Here is a 17,419-nt window from a genome sequence, read left to right as displayed (position 1 = left end):
CTTTTCATTATTAGAGCTGAGAGCGGCTACCTCACAGCTTGTCGTGTTCTATGCGACTTCGACTGTCGCAATGGTTTTAATTTATAAACTTATTTTAGTTCTCGAAATAGTACGCCCAAGCTTTCAAAAAACGACAACAAAATCATTCATAAAAATGCGCCGAAGCGTTCATTTTTTGTACAGCACAAAAATTGCAATTTGAGTCATTGATGTAAGCTCGCGAACCCATCTTCTGCCGCTCGGCTCCCAGCGGGCGGCTCGTCTAAACCGGGAATATGGCAGACGCCGTTCACATCGCTGCTGCTGGCCTTCGCCTGATCCACGGGCTGATAAAACTGTTTGTACCAACGCCGCCCTCGGGCAAACGGCCCATCACTTTTTAGTTGTAATACCCGCGTCGCCGCCCGCTTGTTCTGCCAGATGCCAAAATCGGACGCCAACGAATCCAAGGCCCCCGCCTGAATTTGACGGGCCTGCTCCCGCTCCGCCTCGCCCGGCGAGCTGTTGCCACTGTTCACTAACACGCCGTGCCAGAGTTTGGTCACACCGTCTTCCACCGGTGTATTGGCAATGAATTCAATGCTCTCCACCTCGGCAAATAACTGGTGAGACAGCAACAGGCCGGGGCCGGTGTACCACGTGGTGGTTTGCAGCATCGCCTGGTATTCCTTGTGAAAACCGCCCTGACGCTGAATGTAGATGTGGTCGCGCCACTCATTCTCGAAGTATTCGCAGGGTGCACCGTGGGTCGGCCCTAAGTGCCGGGCATCCGCCATATTATCGATCACCTCCTGAGGCTGAACGGGCAGCTCACCGAGGTGATCCATTTGCCACTGAATCCACTGTGGCTGGTGCCACTGGTCCAGCGCCGGTGCCGGGTATTGCGGCTGGCTACCGTCTTCGTCAAACCACATCCAGATACCTCCAATGCCCTCCTCCACCGGGTAACTGGTAAGCTTAGCCGAGCGCGGCATGGGGCCGTCGTGATAGGGAATGTCATCGCAAACCCCATCCGGCCCAAAGCGCCAGCCGTGGTAGGGGCAGCGAATCGACGAACCTTCGATTTGCGCGCCTTCTTTAGCGATAACAGCGGTATCGCTGGCGGCGATGTGACACTGCATATGCGGACAATAGGCATCGAGCAGCACCGGCTTGCCATCCTCGCCGCGATAGAGTGCAAAATCGCGGGCAAAAAAACGCAAGGCCAGCGGCGACTGTCCAAGCTCGCTCGACTCTGCAATTAAAAACCAACCTCTGGGAAAGGTGTTTGGACCCAGTCCATAGTCTGCGGCCTTCGCCATTGCTTACTCCTTTTAAATGCTATCGGGGCGGAACATGGCGTCATGACCGCCGTCCACATACAACAGAGAGCCGCTGACAAACGCCGCCTCCCCGCTCAGTAAAAATCCGATGGCGTTGGCTATATCCTTTGTCTCACCCGCGCGCCCCAGGGGGATGCTGGCCAGAAACTCTTTGATCGCCGGGCCGTATTCCGGGTGGTTTTCCGTCTCGGCTGTCATCGCGGTGCGGGTGTAACCCGGTGCCACTGCATTCAAACGTACGCCGCGGCGCGCGTAATCGGGCGCCTTATGACGCATCCACCGCGCTAATGCCTGCTTGGAACCGCTGTACGCGGCATGGCCGCTCACCGCCGATAAGCGCGCCGCCATCGCCGCATGATCACCGGCGATAAGCGCCTCGATATACGCGTCGTCGCTGGGCTGGGGCGCAGAGTTAGAGGACACCAGAACCACCGCGCCGTGGCGCTGCGCCAAGGCATCAGCCAAGCCCTCCACTAGCGCGACCGATCCAAAAAAATTCACCTCGGGGATCAGCTCAACACGCGGACTGGTTCCGCCGATGCCTGCACAACAGACCAAGCCATCCAGACCATCGGGGAAGGCGCTCAGTATTTGGCTGACCGCACCGCGACGGCCCGACTCCGTCGATAAGTCTGCGACAATATCGGCATCCTGGCGGTCCAGGCCGACCACTCGCTCACCGTCACTCACCAAGCGCTCACACACCGCCGCACCAATGCCTGATGCGCTGCCTGTTACCACGTATCCGCCCATGATCTTCCCCTTTGTTATTCTGTTTGCTTGGCTGAGGCAAACCTCAGCCGACTCTTGATTGGCCGCCGTCCAGCGCGATGCTCTGGCCGTTCACGTAGCGGCAGGCATCACTGCATAAGCTGGCGACAAACTCACCAATATCCTCTTTGCACTCACCGATGCGGCGCATGGGGATAGAGGCAACAAACTCAGCAGCTTCCTCTGGCCGGTTCTCCGTCCACCATTGCAATGCCGGCGACATCGCGTGGGGCAAAATGACATTCGTGCGAATACCCTCTGCCCCCCACTCGCAGGCGGCGGCCCGGCTGTAGGCGCGAATCGCTTCCTTCACGGCCGCATAAGCTCCGTACCCGGACATATCCCAACGCATCGCCGCCGACGACGCTAAATTCACAATCACGCCATCGCCTTTCAAATGGGGGTAGCACAACTTCATCAGGCGCAGTGTTGCCACCGGCCCGGATTGCCAGCCCGCCTCAATCGCGTCTTCGCTAACGTCGAGCAAATTTCCCAATGGCACTTCCTGTGCATTGTTCACCAGGATCTGAAGGCCACCCAGCTCCGCCACGCAGCGTTCAACCGCGGCAGCTAATTCCTCTGCACTCTTTACATTGGCGCTAATCGCCAAGGCCTCGCCGCCCGCTGCCGCAATGCGCTCTCGTGTTGATTCGAGCTTATCGAGGCTGCGCCCGAGCAGAGCGACCGCCGCGCCGCGTTCGGCTAACGCCAGCGCAATACCCTGGCCAACGCCTTGCCCGGCACCCGTTACCAGTGCCACTTTATTTTTCAAAAACTGTTCTGCCATAACTCCCCCTTGGCATTTTTTAAGGATGGTAGCCCCCTGTCTCGGCGAACCCGACGACAAAAAACACTATTTTTATGCACATTTTCGTTACCTCATCGGCGCTGAATTTTTTGGCCAACGAATCTGATTGGAAATGTGCTCAGCAAGTGTAGTGCGCCTCTCTACTATGGGCGCCACCCATCGCGGTGAGCTCGCCGTGACCCTTCGACGACTATCCTGCAACGAGTAATGAGAAGCGCAAATTATGAAGTTTTGCTACAACCCAAGTATGTGCCCGGTAGACCAATACACAGCGCTTGCACACGGCGCCGAGCAGCTCGGCTTTAACAGCTTGGCACTGCCAGACAGCCTGAGCTTTCCCGAACACTCATCGTCGAAATACCCCTATAACGGCTCCGGCTCGCGAGATTTTCTGAAGGGTCAGCCGTTTGTCGAACCCATGGTTGCTATTCCCTTTCTTGCGGCACATACCAAAACACTGCGTTTTGTCACCTCGGTCTACAAGCTGGCGGTTCGCCAACCATTGGTGGTGGCCAAACAGTTGTCGAGTCTGCTGTCACTGTGCGGTGACCGGCTGGACTTCGGCGTTGGCATCAGCCCCTGGCCAGAAGACTTTGAAGGCTGCCAAATTCCCTGGGAAAAACGCGGTCAGCGCCTGAACGAGCAAATCGATATTCTTCGCGGCCTGCTCAGCGGCGACTTCTTTAGCTACCAAGGGCAACAGCTGTCGATCGACAGCATGCAGCTCTGCCCCACTCCCGAATTCGCCTTGCCGATTTTGATTGGCGGCCACTCCGACGCCGCCTTAAAACGGGCCGCAAGACTTGGCGATGGCTGGATTGGCGCCGGCGCCAGCCTCGACGAATACCGCCAGCTTATCGACACGCTTAAGGAATACCGCAAAGTCTACGAGCGCGAGCACCTGCCCTTTCGTATTCAAGTGGCCTCGGGTGATGTATTTAGCCAACGAGGACTCGACGCGCTAACTGAAATGGGCGTGGATGAGTGCCACGTCGCCTTCCGCAATGCCTATGAAGATGGCGTCGACCAAAGCAGCCTTGCGCAAAAACAAGACCAACTGGCCTGCTTCGCGCAGCGCTTTATGTCATAGGGCCTGTTAACCCTAGCAAACTTCACTCTTGCACCCAGCGATGGGTGCGTCCCGCTTGCCGGCGTATGCCGGCTTTTTTTTGCTCGGCGCACTGCCAAAGCAAAAAATGGTGAAAGCAAAAACCCCAGCCAAAATAAGACACTTGACTTATTAAGACGATCGTCTTATCTTGCCCAGCATGACAACAGACCAGCACGACAATCTCAGCTTAAGCAGCGGCGCCTTGCAGCTCGTACTCAGCGCCGAACAATTGATCGCCGACAAGGGCATAGACGGAGTATCCAGCCGCGAAGTTGCCCGCGCCGCCGGTCACAAAAACCACTCTGCGGTGAACTATAACTTCGGCTCCTTTGACGGCCTGATAGAAGCGATCATCGACTATCGGGTGCGCCCGATTAATCAACAGCGGGAAGTGCTGCTCGCCGCCTTGCTGGAACAGCAGAAACAGCCAACGCTTTACGCGCTGGTCGATTTAATGGCCAGACCACTGGCCAGTGAGTTGCTTCGCGGCAATGGCGAGAGCCGCTACCTTAGCTTGATTGCGCAGCTGCTATCGCGCGGTCACTGGCGCGAGCTGTTCCTGCGCAATCGCGCGCGCTCTTCGGCCTTGATCAAAATCAGTGAGCTTATGGCCGCGCAATTGGCCGATACGCTGCCGAGTGAGATCTACAACGAGCGCGTTCGCTTGCTGGGTAGTCAGATTATTTACAGCATTGCCGAGTGGGACAACTTGCAGCACAAGGGCCAGCTCGCGCTGGACGAGAGCAGCTTGGAGTGGCGCCTGCAAAACCTGATCGAATACGCGATAGGCGGCCTGACCGCCAACCATAATAAGAGGAACTAAGCATGGAACTCATGCCGCACATCGAACTCGTTATTCTCAGTATTTTCCTGATCGCCTTCCTTGTTGAGCTGGCGGGGGGCCGCCTTAAAAAATCGCCACGGCCGCTGCGCGACTTTGTATTTATGTTATTTGGCATGTTTTCCAACCTACTTCTGGCTGGCGCGGTCATCGGTAGTGTGATCGGTTGGCTACTAGCCAAGCAATTTCCAGACAGCGCTGGCAGCCTCGCTGGCACGGCCTTCTGGTTGGCCTTTCCGGTTATTTTCTTTATTGAGGAATTTGCCCATTACTGGCTGCACCGCGCCGCCCACGAATGGCGCTGGCTGTGGAAAATTCACCGCACCCACCACAGTGCCGAGCACCTGAATATTTCCGTGGTCTACCGCTACAATTTCTTTTGGGTATTCATGTTGCCGCAAACCTGGATGGGCGCTTTTGCAGTGTATTTCGGCCTGGGAGAAGCCTTCCTGGCAGCGGTGTTTGTCACCTACCTGGTGAACCTTGGCACCCATAGCAGCTATCGCTGGGACTTGTGGCTGCGCAACAAAGCCCCCGTATTGGAACCCGTATGGAAGGTGATTGAGCGCGTCGTGACCCTGCCCGACACGCATCACGCCCACCATGCCTATGGCAAGTCTGCCCACCCCAATGGCAACTATGCCGTCACCGTGTTCTTGTTTGATATGCTGTTTGGCACCGCCAAAATTCCCAATGGCCGCCAAACCCGCTACGGCTTGCCCATTTCCCCGCGCTTGCACTGGGCTGAGGAATTGCTGTGGCCAGTGGTGCGCAAACCGCTGCTGCCCAAGCCCGAGCAAGCGGCAAAAACCAACGCCTAGCGAGCCGCTCGCGCCTTGGTATAGGCGGTGGCCTGTGCCGACAGCGGATCGTCTGGCCAGGGGTGTTTGGGATAGCGCCCCTTCATTTCTTTTTTTACCGCCTCGTAACTGCTGCGCCAGAAGCCAGCCAGATCACTGGTAACCTGCAACGGTCGCCGGGCCGGTGACAATAAATGCACCAACAATGGCTGCCTGCCCTCGGCAACGCGCGGGGTATCTTCGCAGCCAAACATCTCTTGCAGCTTCACCGCCAACACCGGCGGGGAAGCACAATAATCGACTCGAATTTTCGAGCCTGACGGCACACTAATACGCTCCGGCGCGGCGCGCTGCAGGGCCTGCTGCTGCGGCCAGTCCAGCTGCGCCAACAGCATGGCCTCAACATCCAGGGCCTGAATATCACGTAATTTGCTCACCCCGTTTAGATACGGTGGCAACCATTGCTCCAGCGAGTCCAACAGCGCGCTGTCGCTAAAGTCAGGCCATTGCCCGGGCGCGCAGTCGTGCTCGGCCAGCAAGGCCACCCTCCCCTGAAGCTGACGCGCTGCCTCCGACCAGCGCAGCAAATCCAATCCTCTGCGACGCAACAAGGCCATCAGTGCCTGCTCGCGCAGGGACTCGTCCAACGCGGTTTCTGGCCGGCTGTCGAGCAGTAACTTGCCCAGCCAGCGCTGGCGCTCGGCAACAAAACGCTGCTGAGCATCATCCCAATCTGCCGACACCCGCTCGCTGATTAGCGGCGACAGCGCGTCTTCTAATACCGACTCAGGCAGTGGACAAGCCAGGCGAATGCGGTCATTGCTGTCGCCGACATTGGCACTGAGTTCAATGGCCACTATGTAAGGGCTGCCGCGCAGCGGATCATCACTGGCCAGGAATGCCGAGCGGCCGTTACTTAATTGAAATTCATGGCTGCCTGCAGCGCGCTGACGACCAATGCGGTCGGGAAAGGCCCTGGCGGTCGCGATTGCCAGCGCTCGCTCGGTGTTGCCATCAAAGACGCCGTCGCTATTCGCGCCCGCCAACAAGCGCTGATACTGTGCACTCTGTTGCAGGATACGGCGGTAGCGTTTGGGCTCGCGAGATACCTCGGCCATGCGCAAGGCAATGTCAGCCCCCGCCATGCCCGGCAGATCACGCTCACCCAGCAGCGCTGCCAACAAGCACACCGACTCGGCAACGCCCAGCGCATGGCCGTGCAATAACATGTGCGCCAGTCGCGGTGGCAATGGCAGGCGCGCCATTGCCTTGCCGTGCTCGGTCAAGCTCAGCGCCGCGCCGCCCTCGTCCACCGCGCCGCAGGTTTTCAGTAATGCCAGCGCCTGCTCGCAGTGTGCGGGGGGTGGCGCATCCAACCACAGAAGTGCCTCCGGGGAACTGCCCCACTGCAGGCACTGCAGTACCAGGGCACTCAGGTCACTTTGCAGAATTTCCGGTTCGCTGTGGGCCTGCAAACGCTGTTGCTCGGCTTCGCCCCACAAGCGGTAAGCCACCCCCGGCGCCTGCCGACCGGCGCGGCCAGCGCGCTGCGCTGCCGACGCCGCGGAGATTCGCTGAGTGTGCAAACGGCTGCTGCCGTTGCGCGCATCGAACACCATTGTCCGCTCTAGACCACTGTCGATGACAATGTTTACACCATCGATGGTCAGACTGCTCTCAGCGATGTTGGTGGCCAGTACCAACTTGCGCTGACCCGGCGGCGGTGTGGCGATGGCCCTCCGCTGCTCAGCCAGACTCAGATTGCCATACAGCGGCGCGATCAAGGTGTGGCTGTCGAGCGCTGGCGCTAATCGACTCGCCAGACGATGAATGTCTGCCTGACCTGGCAGAAAGGCTAAGATATTGCCGGCGTGCTGGCTGTGAGCCGCCAGGATACAGCGCTGCATCTGCTCCAGATAATCCGGGGCACGACCGTCGCGCCGCTTTGCCAGTGCCTGGTAGTGAATATCGACCGGATATTGCCGCCCCTCACTGCGCAGCACCGGGGCGTTATTTAAATACTCGCTCAGTGCGTCGCCATTCAGGGTGGCCGACATCAGCAGTAATTTCAGCGGCGCATCGCGCAGCTCGGAAAATAAGCGCCGTCCTTCCAGGGCGAGCGCCAAGCCCAGGTCGGCATCCAGACTGCGCTCATGAAACTCGTCAAAGATCAGCAGGCCCACCTGCTCCAGGCTCGGGTCGTCCTGTAGCATGCGCTGCAGAATCCCCTCGGTGATCACTTCAATGCGAGTCTTGCCGGAGACTCGGCTCTCCAGGCGCACGCGATAACCCACGGTCTCACCCACCGCCTCGCCCAACAGCTGCGCCATGCGCTCGGCGGCGCCCCGCACGGCAATACGGCGCGGTTCCAGCATGAGAATTTTGCGCCCGGCTAGCCAAGGAGCATCGAGCAGCGATAGGGGTACTTGGGTTGTTTTACCCGCGCCTGGCGGCGCTTCCAACACCAGCTCATCGCGCTGCGACAGCGTGTCTTTGAGCTCGTCGAGCAAGGCAAAAATGGGCAGCACGTCGGCCATAGAAAACGGTTCAAGCAAGGCGGCGGCATGCCGCCGCAGCAAGGGTTTAGATAAAGGCTTTCAAATCGCGCAGAAAGTCTTCCAACTTATCGTGGTGTACCCAGTGGCTGGCGCCGGGGTAGCGTTTGATTATCGCATCTTTGAAGTAGGCCAAACGGCCGCTTTCTTCCGGGTCTTCAACAAAGGTTTCTGTTCCCCAAGCCAGGAAAGTCGGGCATTCGATATTGGTGAAAATTTCCTTCAGTTCCTCTTCGCCACTTTCCAGCCGGTTCAGCTTGCGGGTGTAGTTATCAAACTTCCAGCTGTAGGTACCGTCTTCATTCTGGCTGGCGCCGTGGCAGGTCAGGTGCCGAGCCTGCGCCTCGGTGAGGTGGGGGTTTTCCTCGTGCATACGCTCAAAGGCGTCGTGGAGGTTAGCGTAGCGGCGCGGCAGGCGCGATGACATGCCGTGGCGTACTTTCACCCAGTCGCGCATTTTCTGGCGATAACTCATGGTATCGCACACTTCGGTCTCATCTTTGTTCGGCAAAATGCCTTCAATGTTGACCAGCTTCTTTACGTTCTCTGGATAAATAGACGCGTAACGACTGGCGATATTGCCCCCCATCGAATGGCCAACAATGGTCGCCGGGCCTAATTTCTTTTGATTAATCAGCTGCGCGATATCACACACGTAAGCTTCGAAGCTGTAGTGACCATCGGGAGACCAGGCACTGTCGCCGTGGCCACGCAAATCGGGCGCGATAATATGCCAGTCGTGGCGCAGCTCTTCGGCGATCCAATCCCAATTTCGGCAGTGGTCCTGGCCTCCGTGAATCAAGATCAGTGGTGGCGCGTCCGGGTTGCCCCAGTCCACGTAATGCAGCCTCAGGCGCTGGGAAATATAAATATGCGACGTCGGGCCATGTAAATCGGGAATCATCACTCTCTCCTTATCCAATAGCCCCGGGCGGGCTGCCACCCGAGGCCCTGACCATCATAGGACGCAAGACTAAATGAAACTAGTCACTTGGCGCTTTTAACATCCAGCCGGGCGCTTTTACCGTACAACTTCCATAAACCTAAAACCCAATGGAGCGTCGCTATGCTAGATCCCATTTCACTGGCTGAGCGCGGGTTAATCCCTGACCCCCTTATTCGCCGCGGCATCCGCCGCCAACTTCAAGACCGCCTGGCCCAAGAGGGCCGCGATGACATCGATGCCAGCGAGCAGCGTCGTCGAGAATTTCGCGAAGCGCTGCGCCACTCTGAAATTGCCATCAATACCGACGACGCTAACGACCAGCATTACGAGGTGCCTGCTGCACTCTTTGAATTGATGCTTGGCCGTCGCTTGAAATACTCAAGCTGCTGGTGGGGCGATGGTATCGACAATATTGACGACGCTGAAGAAGCCATGCTTGAGCTTTACGCCGAGCGCGCTCAACTGCGCGGTGGCCAGCGTATTTTGGAGCTCGGCTGCGGCTGGGGGAGTTTCTGTTTGTGGGCCGCCGAGCGCTACCCCGGCAGCCATATTACTGCGGTATCCAATTCCCACGGACAGCGCGAATACATCGAGGCTCAGGCGCGACTGCGTGCGCTGGATAACTTGAAGGTAATCACCTGCAATGTCGCCGACTTAACACTCGACCAGCGCTTCGACCGGGTTGTTAGCATTGAAATGCTGGAGCATGTGCGCAACTACCGCGAGCTGCTGAAAAACGTCGCAAGCTGGCTGGAGCCAGAGGGCCTGATGTTTGTGCACATATTCTGTCATGCCCACCTGCACTACCCCTTTGATGGCGGCTGGATGACCGACAACTTTTTCGCCGGTGGTCAGATGCCCGCCTTCGACACGCTTATGCACTTCTCGGAGCATATGCGTGTCGCCGATAGTTGGCGCGTGAACGGCCTGCATTACGCGCAAACGTTGGAGGCCTGGCTAGAGAAGTTAGACCAGCAGCGTCCGCGGGCAATGCAAATTCTCGCCGATGCACCCAACCCTCGCGTTCAATTCCAGCGCTGGCGCATGTTTATGCTGGCCTGCGCGGAGTTGTTCGCCTATCAGGGCGGCAATGAATGGCTGGTAGGCCATTATTTGCTCACCCCTGGGCAGCAAGCCGACTGAGCCATTAGGCGCTGAGTTGGGCCTCCTGCTCAGCGCGTTGACGCAGCACAAAGCGCTGAATTTTGCCGCTGGAGGTTTTCGGCAGGGCGTCGACAAATTCAATTTCACGCGGGTAGGAATGCGTCGACAGGCGGCTGCGCACATGTTGCTGCAAGGCTTCCACCAGAGCGTCGTCGCCAGTGCTACCTTCAGCCAACACCACATAGGCTTTCACAATCGCGCTACGCTTAGCATCGGGCTTACCCACAACACCGCTCTCTACCACCGCCTCGTGCTCCAGCAGACTGCTCTCCACTTCGGCAGGGCCGATGCGGTAACCCGCTGAGGCAATAATGTCATCATCGCGACCGGTGTAAGCGTGCGACCCGTCACCGTTGCTGATGACCACATCACCCGTTAGGTAGTACTTGCCGTGATAGGGGCGTTTTTCATCCCAGGTGTAGCCCTGGAAGAAGTACAGCGGCGAATTTTCCATATCAATCGCCAGCTCGCCCGCCTGCCCCGGCGCCACTTCATTGAAGTTTTCGTCCAGTGCCACGAGTCGATAACCGGGAATTTGGTAGCCCATGCTAGCCTCGTGCTGAGGGTGGGACAACTCGTGGAAATTGGCCGACGTCATGCCCGTTTCCGTCTGGCCGTAGTGGTCACAAACCGTGCAATCAAAGGCGCGTTTTACCCAGCTAATCACCTCTGGATTTAGCGGCTCGCCGGCACTGCTGGCCACCCGCAGATCGATCTCAGGGTAGTCTGCCAACAGCTTGTCGTTCGCCATTAACAGGCGGTAGGCAGTGGGCGCCGCCGCCAAATTACTGATCTTATATTTGCGTAAAAACTCAAAGGTATTGTCGGCCGTAAAGCTGGCCTCGTTAAAGTGTGTGGTGCAGCCCAGCAACAGCGGGCCAACCACCGCGTAATACAAACCGTAAGCCCAGCCGGGGTCGGCCACATTCCAAAAATTGTCGTCCTCACGCAGGCCGACGGCGTAGCGCATATACATCCAAAATGCCGCCAGTGCGCGGGCAGGCACCGCTACGCCCTTCGACTTGCCGGAGGTTCCCGACGTAAACATCTGCAGGAAAGGCTCGTCAGCCGAAATTTTAACCGGCGCGAACTCTTCGCTCTGGCGCTCAATTTCCGGCCAGTAGAGAAAGTCTGCTTCGCTGGCCAGCGCATCACCTTCATCTGCCAATAACAGCGATGTCGGCAAGCCCTTAACCTCGCGCAATTTCAGCCACTGCTCGGTATTGGTAACAATCAGCTTGGTTTTCGCGGTTTGCAGGCGATATTCAATTGCACCGGAGCCGAAAGCGGTAAACAAAGGCTGATAAACCGCACCCGCACGCAGTGCACCCAGCACACATATCAATAGTTCAGGCGTACGCGGCAACAAACAGGCAATACGATCGCCACGGCCAATTCCGCGGGCCTGCAAAAAGCCGGCGAACTGCGCGGATCGGCGCTGCAACTCAGCAAAGGTCATCTCCCCAGGCTGACCGTCAACACGCTCGTAGCGCAGCGCCACGCGACTCTCGTCGGTGGCATAGCGGTCACAGATCTCCTCGCAAACGTTCAGACCGTCGTTAAAATCACCGACAAAATTCTGTACTATTTGCTCCATGGAAAAGTTTTTAGCGAATTCCTGATAATTGCTCGCGTTCATGTTCCTGCCCGTTTGTTAATGCGTGTTTTATAACTATTGTGTGCTAGCGCCAACGCGCTAGACCGCGAAGAAAAAACTCAGCTTAGGCAATGCACCGCCCGAACAGAATGACATGTTCCAGCAGATAATTTGACAAGTTTTGCAGCACAGGACGGCCGCCATTTGATGAAAAATCTCACCTTTTCGTCACACTATGCCCGCGCGATCCTGTGGGGTTTAGAACAACAGGGGCTGGACACCGACGTCCTGCTGCAACAACGCGGCATCGACCCTCAGCTGGTGCGCCAGCCTAAAGCCCGCGTGCCTACCGACCAATTTATCCGCCTGTTTAGACTGTGCTGGAAGGTCCTTGATGACGAGTTTATGGGCCGCAGCACGCTGCCCTGCCGGGTCGGCCACTTTCACTTGATGAGCGCCCTGGTCGTTCACGCCGACAACCTCGAGGAAGTCCTCAGACAGAGCATTCGCGCCTACAGTTTATTTTCCGATGATGTCCGCATCGAGTTGCGACACAGCGGCGACGAAGTGGAACTGAGCCTCAACCACCTGCGCCCCGAACTCGACCCCGATAACTTTCTGGTTGAATGGTTACTACTGGTTTGGCACCGCTTGGTGGGCTGGATGATCGGCCGAAAAATCGTCCTCAGCCACGCCAATTTCAAACACGCCCTGCCCGCCCATTTTGACGAGTACCGTTTTATTTTTCCCTGCGAATGCCACTTTGAGCGTGAGCGAAACAGCCTGTTTTTCAGCAAAAACTACCTGAGCATGCCGGTATGCCGCAGCAAGGAAGAGGTCGATGAATTTGTTCTGAGCTCCCCCCGCGACCTGCTGATCTGGACCGACGAAGACAACAGCCTCAGCACCCGCGTACGCCAGCTTCTCGAAGCTCAGGAAGAGTCGCGCCTACCCAACTTGGAATGGGTGTCAGAGCAGCTGCATATGACCTCCTACACCCTGTGTCGCAAGTTAAAAAGTGAGGGCAGCTCCTACCAAAAAATTAAAGACAACCTGCGCCGCGACCAGGCTATAGTGATGCTCACTCGGCAAAATCTCAGCGTTAGCGATATTTCGACGAAACTGGGCTTTGCCGAACCGGGAGCCTTTTCCCGCGCTTTCAAACACTGGACGGGGCTCAGCCCGCTCAGTTACCGCAAGCAAGACCACTAAGCCCGGGCCGCCGCTGCGCTGGCGAGTAAGCGTTGTTGCTCCCGGTCGAGCATACGACTCACCTGCTTTAGCTCGCGAATCTTGGCATCCACCGCGGCTTTTTTCTCCGCCATCAACAACGCGCCCTGCTCACAGTCGATACGGTCACTGCGCAGCGCGTCCAGCACATCGGAAATCTCGGCGAGTGAGAACCCCAGCTCCTTCAGTTGGCGAACCATTGCCACCCGTGCCACGGCTTTTTCCGGATAGTCGCGGTAGTTGTTGCCGCGCCGTTGCACTTCTTTTAACAGACCCGCCTTCTCGTAATAGCGCAGTGTATGGCGGCTAACACCGGTGCGCTGCTCCAGCTCGGCTATTCGCATCTACCTCTCCACAACAGGGTTTGACATTAGAGTGCACTCTACACCTTAGGGTAGCTTCACCGTCAAGCGAGGAGCAATACCATGACCATACTGATTACCGGCGCCACGGGTTTTATTGGCCGCCACGTCTGCGCTGAATTATCGAAAAACCAAACCCTTATCGCGGTGCTGCGCCAACCCGAGCAACAACTGCCGCTACTTCGCCAGCAGGTCGATGCACTGGGTGGCAACGGCGCCCACATCCAGGCGGTCGCCGGCGATCTGGAGCGGCCGAACCTGGGAATTAAAGACTCGTTGCCCACGCTAGACGCCGTCATCCATCTCGCCGCCCGCTTCGCCTGGAAGTTAGCCCCCAACATCGCCCACAACAGCAATGTAGGCGGCAGCCTGGCGGCGGCCGAACTGGCGCGGCAACATCAGTGCCGATTGGTTTTTATCAGCGGTTTTATGCTGGAAAATCACCAACACCTAAGCCGTCTCGGCATCCACCCAACCGGTCCCGAGCGCACCGACTGGCGCAGGGTATACCGCCGCGCCGGCGCCTACGAGGCCAGCAAGCTGGAAGCGGCGTTCCGCGTTCGCGCTTTTACACAAGCCAACGATATGGATCTTGTCGAAGTGCAACCAGCCACTGTTGCGGGCCACAGCCTAACCGGCATGTTGGATGCTCAGCAGCCGCTATTTAATTTGCTGGATAACCTCGCTCATGGGCGCCTGGCCATGGTGCCGGGCAGCCCCGAACATTGGCTGCCGCTGGTCGCTGTTGATGTATTGGCAACGCTGATTGCCCATGCCACCATCAGCGAAAATGCCCCCGGGCGATTGCTGGCCCTGGACGCCAATACGCCAAACTTACAAGGCACACTGGCAATTGCCGCGCAGGCGCTCGACATGACTGCGCCTAAACGTCACTTACCCCTGCGCCTACTGGCATGGCTGCTGCGCATTCCCGGCATGCCCACGGTAATGAACACCTCACCAGAGGCACTCAATTTTATCCAGACCACCCATTTCGATACCCGTGACACCCGGCAATTCATGCAGCAACAGGGCATTAAAACGCCGGATATCACGCAAGTGATTACTCACTCGGCGCAGTTCTATCACCACCTTCAACAGGCTGCGCTGTCCCCTGCCGCGAGCTGACACGCCCTTCCCGCTACGCCGTGTTGCCGTTGACGATGCCGCTCAAGCAGCGGCTTCAACAAACTGCTTCAAGGCGAGATTCTCGGCCGCCATGCCCTCGCGCACTGCCTTACCGGTAAACATATCGGCCAGTGCGCGCAGTGGCCCTGTTATCGGCAGCTCATTTCTATAACGCACGCCTCCGCCGGGCAACGCTTCTATCGAGCGGCTGCGCTCACCGTAAGCGAACAGGGTGAACCACCCCATATCGCACCAGCGCAAACGTTTTCCGGGAACCACTTCCAGCACCTTGTGTTTCACTTTCATGGTCTTGCCGCCCAAGCGAACAGTCACGTCGGCAATTTCGCCCTCGCGACACTGGCCCTGCGCCTGAATCAACCACGGATTCCAGCGGTGGTAGCCGTCAAAATCGGCAATCACTGCAAACACATCGTCCGCATCAGCATTAATATCAATGTGCGTGGAATAGAAAATCTTCCGAAACATAAGCAACCTCCGTAACGCCATTGCCATCACCTTCAGCACGGCAAGAGCGCAATAAGATAGTTATCGCCGTTTTACAGCCAGCGCTCCGCTTCCGCTATGACCGTTTCCGTTCGGCGGGCCAGTGCACCACGCCGTGGCACGCATAGGTATAGACGTTCGCTGACGGGCTGGGCAAGGCGGTGAATGCGAATCTTCTTCTGGTTATGGAAGGCTTCAACCGCATACGCTGGTAAAACAGTAAACCCCAGGCCCATACTCACCGGCTCTAAAATCAGGCCAATTTGATTAGAAAACCCCCTTCGCTCAAACTGACCACAGTGCTGGAACTCGGGAAAATTAGCGCCGAGCAGTAAGTTCGCGTGATGGCTTCCATCGGGGTGATCAATAAAACCGAGGGCAAGCAGCGACTGCCAATTCGGTTTCTTAAGCGAGGCTGGCGTGACCAGCAATAACGGCTCTTCAGTCACTGGTCTGGCGCTCAGTTCGGCAGTGGTCGGCCTGGCGCTCATAAGGCCGATATCAATCTTCGCCTCGGCAAGTGCTTGCTCTACTTCTGAGTTGGGCGCAAAGCGATACTCAATAATAAGCTTAGGGTGTTGGCGCTGCAGCGCCAAAAGTTTGGGGTAAAGCTTTAAGCCAACACTACCCGGCGACATCACGCGAACCCGCCCCTCGAAGGGCGGGTCTTCACTGACCGCATGCTCCAAGTTCGCCAGCGACAGTAAAATCCCCTGGGCCTCGGCATAAAGGCGCTCCCCTGCCGGCGATAACCGAAACTGCTTGCCCTCTCTCACCAGCAATTCCACTCCCAGCTGCTCTTCCAACTTGCGAATATGCTGGCTAACACCGGACTGCGTCATATGCAGCTGCTGAGCCGTGCGCGTGAAATGGCCCACGTCAACCAGCGTGCAAAAACTGCGTAACCACACTGCATTTATCATTACATTTATTAATCATTCAAATGACTAATGATAATTTTACGTTATTATTTTCACTATGTAATCTGCCCTCGTTGTTCACCACTAGGAGCAGGAAAGATGAAGCAGGTTTACCCACGCAATTTTTCGCATATCGGCATTTCCGTACCCAATCTCGATGAGGCCGTTAGCTTCTACACCGAAGTGATGGGCTGGTATTTGATTATGGCGCCGACCGAGATTGTGGAAGACGAGAGCGCCATTGGAGAAATGTGCACAGACGTATTTGGCGCAGGTTGGGGCAGCTTCCGCATTGCCCATCTGTCAACGGGCGACCGCATTGGCGTGGAGCTGTTTCAATTCAATAACCAAAGCAACCCCGACAATAACTTTGAATACTGGAAAACCGGCGTATTCCATTTTTGCGTCCAAGACCCGAACGTAGAGGAACTCGCGGAACGTATCGTCGCTGCCGGGGGCAAAAAACGTATGGAAAAACCCCGCTATTACTATCCCGGAGAAAAGCCCTACCGGATGATCTACATGGAAGACCCCTTCGGCAATATTCTAGAAATTTACAGCCACAGCTATGAATTGATTTACAGCGAAGGCGCCTATTAACACGTGCTCGCCCCCGCTATCGGGGGCTATCGGTAAGCGTCAAGCTTCATTCGCCTGCTGCCTCACCTGCCTGGCACGCAGCAGTAGATACCCGGCAAATCCCACCGCGACACCTGGCACCACGCCAACAAGCAAACACACCCAACCATGCCGAACGCCGTATTGCCTGGCCTCAAAAACCACCCAGACCGCCAACACCGCCCAACACACCAATACATCGGTTGAGTAGCCCGTTGAAAATGGGTTTACAAAACCCGCCGCGAACGCGCCGATAATATCCGGGTTTTCCAACAACGGCGGCACAACCACCGCAGAGAAGAACACGGTGAAAAACACCGCTGCCAAAACCAGCAGCCCCCTGAAAACAGACTCTGACATCACGCCCCCTGACTATTTCTATTTTTAGCGAGCCAGTGTATTACGACGTTGCTATCGTGTCCTCGCCCGAAAAGCTGAATAGATTTGCCTTCGCCCCGCTTTGTCTCGCCTGTAAATACGGCTTGTATTCGGGGCTGTTGTAAAAGCGTTCGCTGTGTTCCCGGCTAGGGAACTCTACTAACAACACCACGTGCGGCTGCGGAGCGTCACCTTCAACAACCTCTACATTCGTTGTGCGGGCCAATATCCTCCCGTTGTACTGCTCAATGATCTTTGGCACCTCAACCTGGTAACGCTCTGTCCAGGCAAAATCCGTTAATGCTAGCGTGGCAAATGTATAGTGGCTCATAGATTCCTCCACATCGCTAATGGCCTGTAAACA

At 57.0% G+C, this 17,419-nt stretch carries 18 protein-coding genes; 7 read left to right on the top strand and 11 right to left on the bottom strand.

The features are described 5' to 3' along the window. Positions 1 to 203: 203 nt before the first annotated feature. Genes B3K78_RS06325 through B3K78_RS06315 form a run of 3 tightly spaced genes read right to left on the bottom strand, consistent with a single transcriptional unit; the run spans position 204 to position 2,880 of the window. Positions 204 to 1,301: an aromatic ring-hydroxylating dioxygenase subunit alpha gene (locus tag B3K78_RS06325; RefSeq protein WP_286694770.1), complete on the bottom strand. Its 1,098-nt coding sequence runs from the start codon at positions 1,299 to 1,301 to the stop codon at positions 204 to 206. A gap of 12 nt (positions 1,302 to 1,313) precedes the next feature. After that, entirely contained in the window at positions 1,314 to 2,075 is a 762-nt protein-coding gene (locus tag B3K78_RS06320) for an SDR family oxidoreductase (RefSeq protein ID WP_204996916.1), read from the bottom strand. Between the two features lie 43 nt (positions 2,076 to 2,118). Continuing rightward, positions 2,119 to 2,880 carry an SDR family NAD(P)-dependent oxidoreductase gene (locus B3K78_RS06315; RefSeq protein WP_286694769.1) on the bottom strand — a complete coding sequence of 254 codons (762 nt, stop codon included), beginning with the start codon at positions 2,878 to 2,880 and terminating at the stop codon, positions 2,119 to 2,121. A 244-nt stretch (positions 2,881 to 3,124) separates the two neighbouring features. Here B3K78_RS06315 and B3K78_RS06310 point away from each other — a divergent pair, with 244 nt between their 5' ends. The 3 genes from B3K78_RS06310 to B3K78_RS06300 all read left to right on the top strand — a co-directional run bounded on the left by B3K78_RS06310 (position 3,125) and on the right by B3K78_RS06300 (position 5,674). Further along, positions 3,125 to 3,991 (top strand): TIGR03619 family F420-dependent LLM class oxidoreductase, encoded by an 867-nt coding sequence (locus B3K78_RS06310; RefSeq protein WP_286694768.1) that lies wholly within the window; start codon positions 3,125 to 3,127, stop codon positions 3,989 to 3,991. 178 nt (positions 3,992 to 4,169) lie between these two features. After that, positions 4,170 to 4,835, top strand: a complete 666-nt coding sequence (locus tag B3K78_RS06305) for a TetR/AcrR family transcriptional regulator (RefSeq protein ID WP_286694767.1) — start codon at positions 4,170 to 4,172, stop codon at positions 4,833 to 4,835. Between the two features lie 2 nt (positions 4,836 to 4,837). Then, positions 4,838 to 5,674: a sterol desaturase family protein gene (locus B3K78_RS06300; RefSeq protein WP_286694766.1), complete on the top strand. Its 837-nt coding sequence runs from the start codon at positions 4,838 to 4,840 to the stop codon at positions 5,672 to 5,674. Here the strand turns inward: B3K78_RS06300 and hrpB are convergent. After that, entirely contained in the window at positions 5,671 to 8,190 is a 2,520-nt protein-coding gene (gene hrpB, locus B3K78_RS06295; RefSeq protein WP_286694765.1) for an ATP-dependent helicase HrpB, read from the bottom strand. The two genes, B3K78_RS06300 and hrpB, sit on opposite strands and share 4 nt — an antisense overlap. A 46-nt stretch (positions 8,191 to 8,236) precedes the next feature. After that, complete coding sequence (locus tag B3K78_RS06290) at positions 8,237 to 9,112, bottom strand: alpha/beta fold hydrolase (protein WP_204996910.1); 876 nt, start codon at positions 9,110 to 9,112, stop codon at positions 8,237 to 8,239. A 162-nt stretch (positions 9,113 to 9,274) separates the two neighbouring features. On the opposite strand from B3K78_RS06290, the gene B3K78_RS06285 reads away from it, so the two are divergent. Then, positions 9,275 to 10,297 carry an SAM-dependent methyltransferase gene (locus tag B3K78_RS06285; protein ID WP_286694764.1) on the top strand — a complete coding sequence of 341 codons (1,023 nt, stop codon included), beginning with the start codon at positions 9,275 to 9,277 and terminating at the stop codon, positions 10,295 to 10,297. A 4-nt stretch (positions 10,298 to 10,301) separates the two neighbouring features. Here B3K78_RS06285 and B3K78_RS06280 read toward each other — a convergent pair whose 3' ends face one another. Continuing rightward, complete coding sequence (locus B3K78_RS06280; protein WP_286694763.1) at positions 10,302 to 11,957, bottom strand: AMP-binding protein; 1,656 nt, start codon at positions 11,955 to 11,957, stop codon at positions 10,302 to 10,304. 129 nt (positions 11,958 to 12,086) lie between these two features. On the opposite strand from B3K78_RS06280, the gene B3K78_RS06275 reads away from it, so the two are divergent. Next, positions 12,087 to 13,127, top strand: coding sequence for an AraC family transcriptional regulator (locus B3K78_RS06275; protein ID WP_286694762.1), 1,041 nt, complete (start codon positions 12,087 to 12,089; stop codon positions 13,125 to 13,127). Here the strand turns inward: B3K78_RS06275 and B3K78_RS06270 are convergent. Beyond that, positions 13,124 to 13,489 (bottom strand): MerR family transcriptional regulator, encoded by a 366-nt coding sequence (locus tag B3K78_RS06270; RefSeq protein WP_204996906.1) that lies wholly within the window; start codon positions 13,487 to 13,489, stop codon positions 13,124 to 13,126. The genes B3K78_RS06275 and B3K78_RS06270 overlap by 4 nt on opposite strands. Before the next feature lie 81 nt (positions 13,490 to 13,570). Between B3K78_RS06270 and B3K78_RS06265 the strand changes: the two genes are divergently transcribed. Then, positions 13,571 to 14,635, top strand: a complete 1,065-nt coding sequence (locus B3K78_RS06265) for an SDR family oxidoreductase (protein WP_286694761.1) — start codon at positions 13,571 to 13,573, stop codon at positions 14,633 to 14,635. 42 nt (positions 14,636 to 14,677) lie between these two features. On the opposite strand, the gene B3K78_RS06260 is transcribed toward B3K78_RS06265, so the two are convergent. Both B3K78_RS06260 and B3K78_RS06255 read right to left on the bottom strand, forming a co-directional pair. Beyond that, positions 14,678 to 15,121, bottom strand: coding sequence for an SRPBCC domain-containing protein (locus B3K78_RS06260; protein ID WP_286694760.1), 444 nt, complete (start codon positions 15,119 to 15,121; stop codon positions 14,678 to 14,680). 71 nt (positions 15,122 to 15,192) lie between these two features. Next, positions 15,193 to 16,050 (bottom strand): LysR family transcriptional regulator, encoded by an 858-nt coding sequence (locus B3K78_RS06255; protein ID WP_286694759.1) that lies wholly within the window; start codon positions 16,048 to 16,050, stop codon positions 15,193 to 15,195. Between the two features lie 108 nt (positions 16,051 to 16,158). Between B3K78_RS06255 and B3K78_RS06250 the strand changes: the two genes are divergently transcribed. Then, a complete protein-coding gene (locus B3K78_RS06250) occupies positions 16,159 to 16,659 on the top strand; it encodes a lactoylglutathione lyase family protein (RefSeq protein WP_286694758.1) in 501 nt (166 codons plus the stop codon). 39 nt (positions 16,660 to 16,698) lie between these two features. Here the strand turns inward: B3K78_RS06250 and B3K78_RS06245 are convergent, their stop codons facing one another. Beyond that, the gene (locus tag B3K78_RS06245) at positions 16,699 to 17,037 is read right to left on the bottom strand and encodes a DUF2834 domain-containing protein (protein WP_286694757.1); all 339 of its coding nucleotides are present in this window, start codon (positions 17,035 to 17,037) and stop codon (positions 16,699 to 16,701) included. Positions 17,038 to 17,077: 40 nt separating this feature from the next. Then, positions 17,078 to 17,386 (bottom strand): DUF1330 domain-containing protein, encoded by a 309-nt coding sequence (locus tag B3K78_RS06240; protein ID WP_204996900.1) that lies wholly within the window; start codon positions 17,384 to 17,386, stop codon positions 17,078 to 17,080. Between the last annotated feature and the right edge of the window lie 33 nt (positions 17,387 to 17,419).

The sequence above is a fragment of the Spongiibacter sp. UBA1325 genome (assembly GCF_002306875.1).
GTDB lineage: Bacteria > Pseudomonadota > Gammaproteobacteria > Pseudomonadales > Spongiibacteraceae > Spongiibacter > Spongiibacter marinus.
This window is presented reverse-complemented; position numbering and strand designations above follow the sequence as displayed.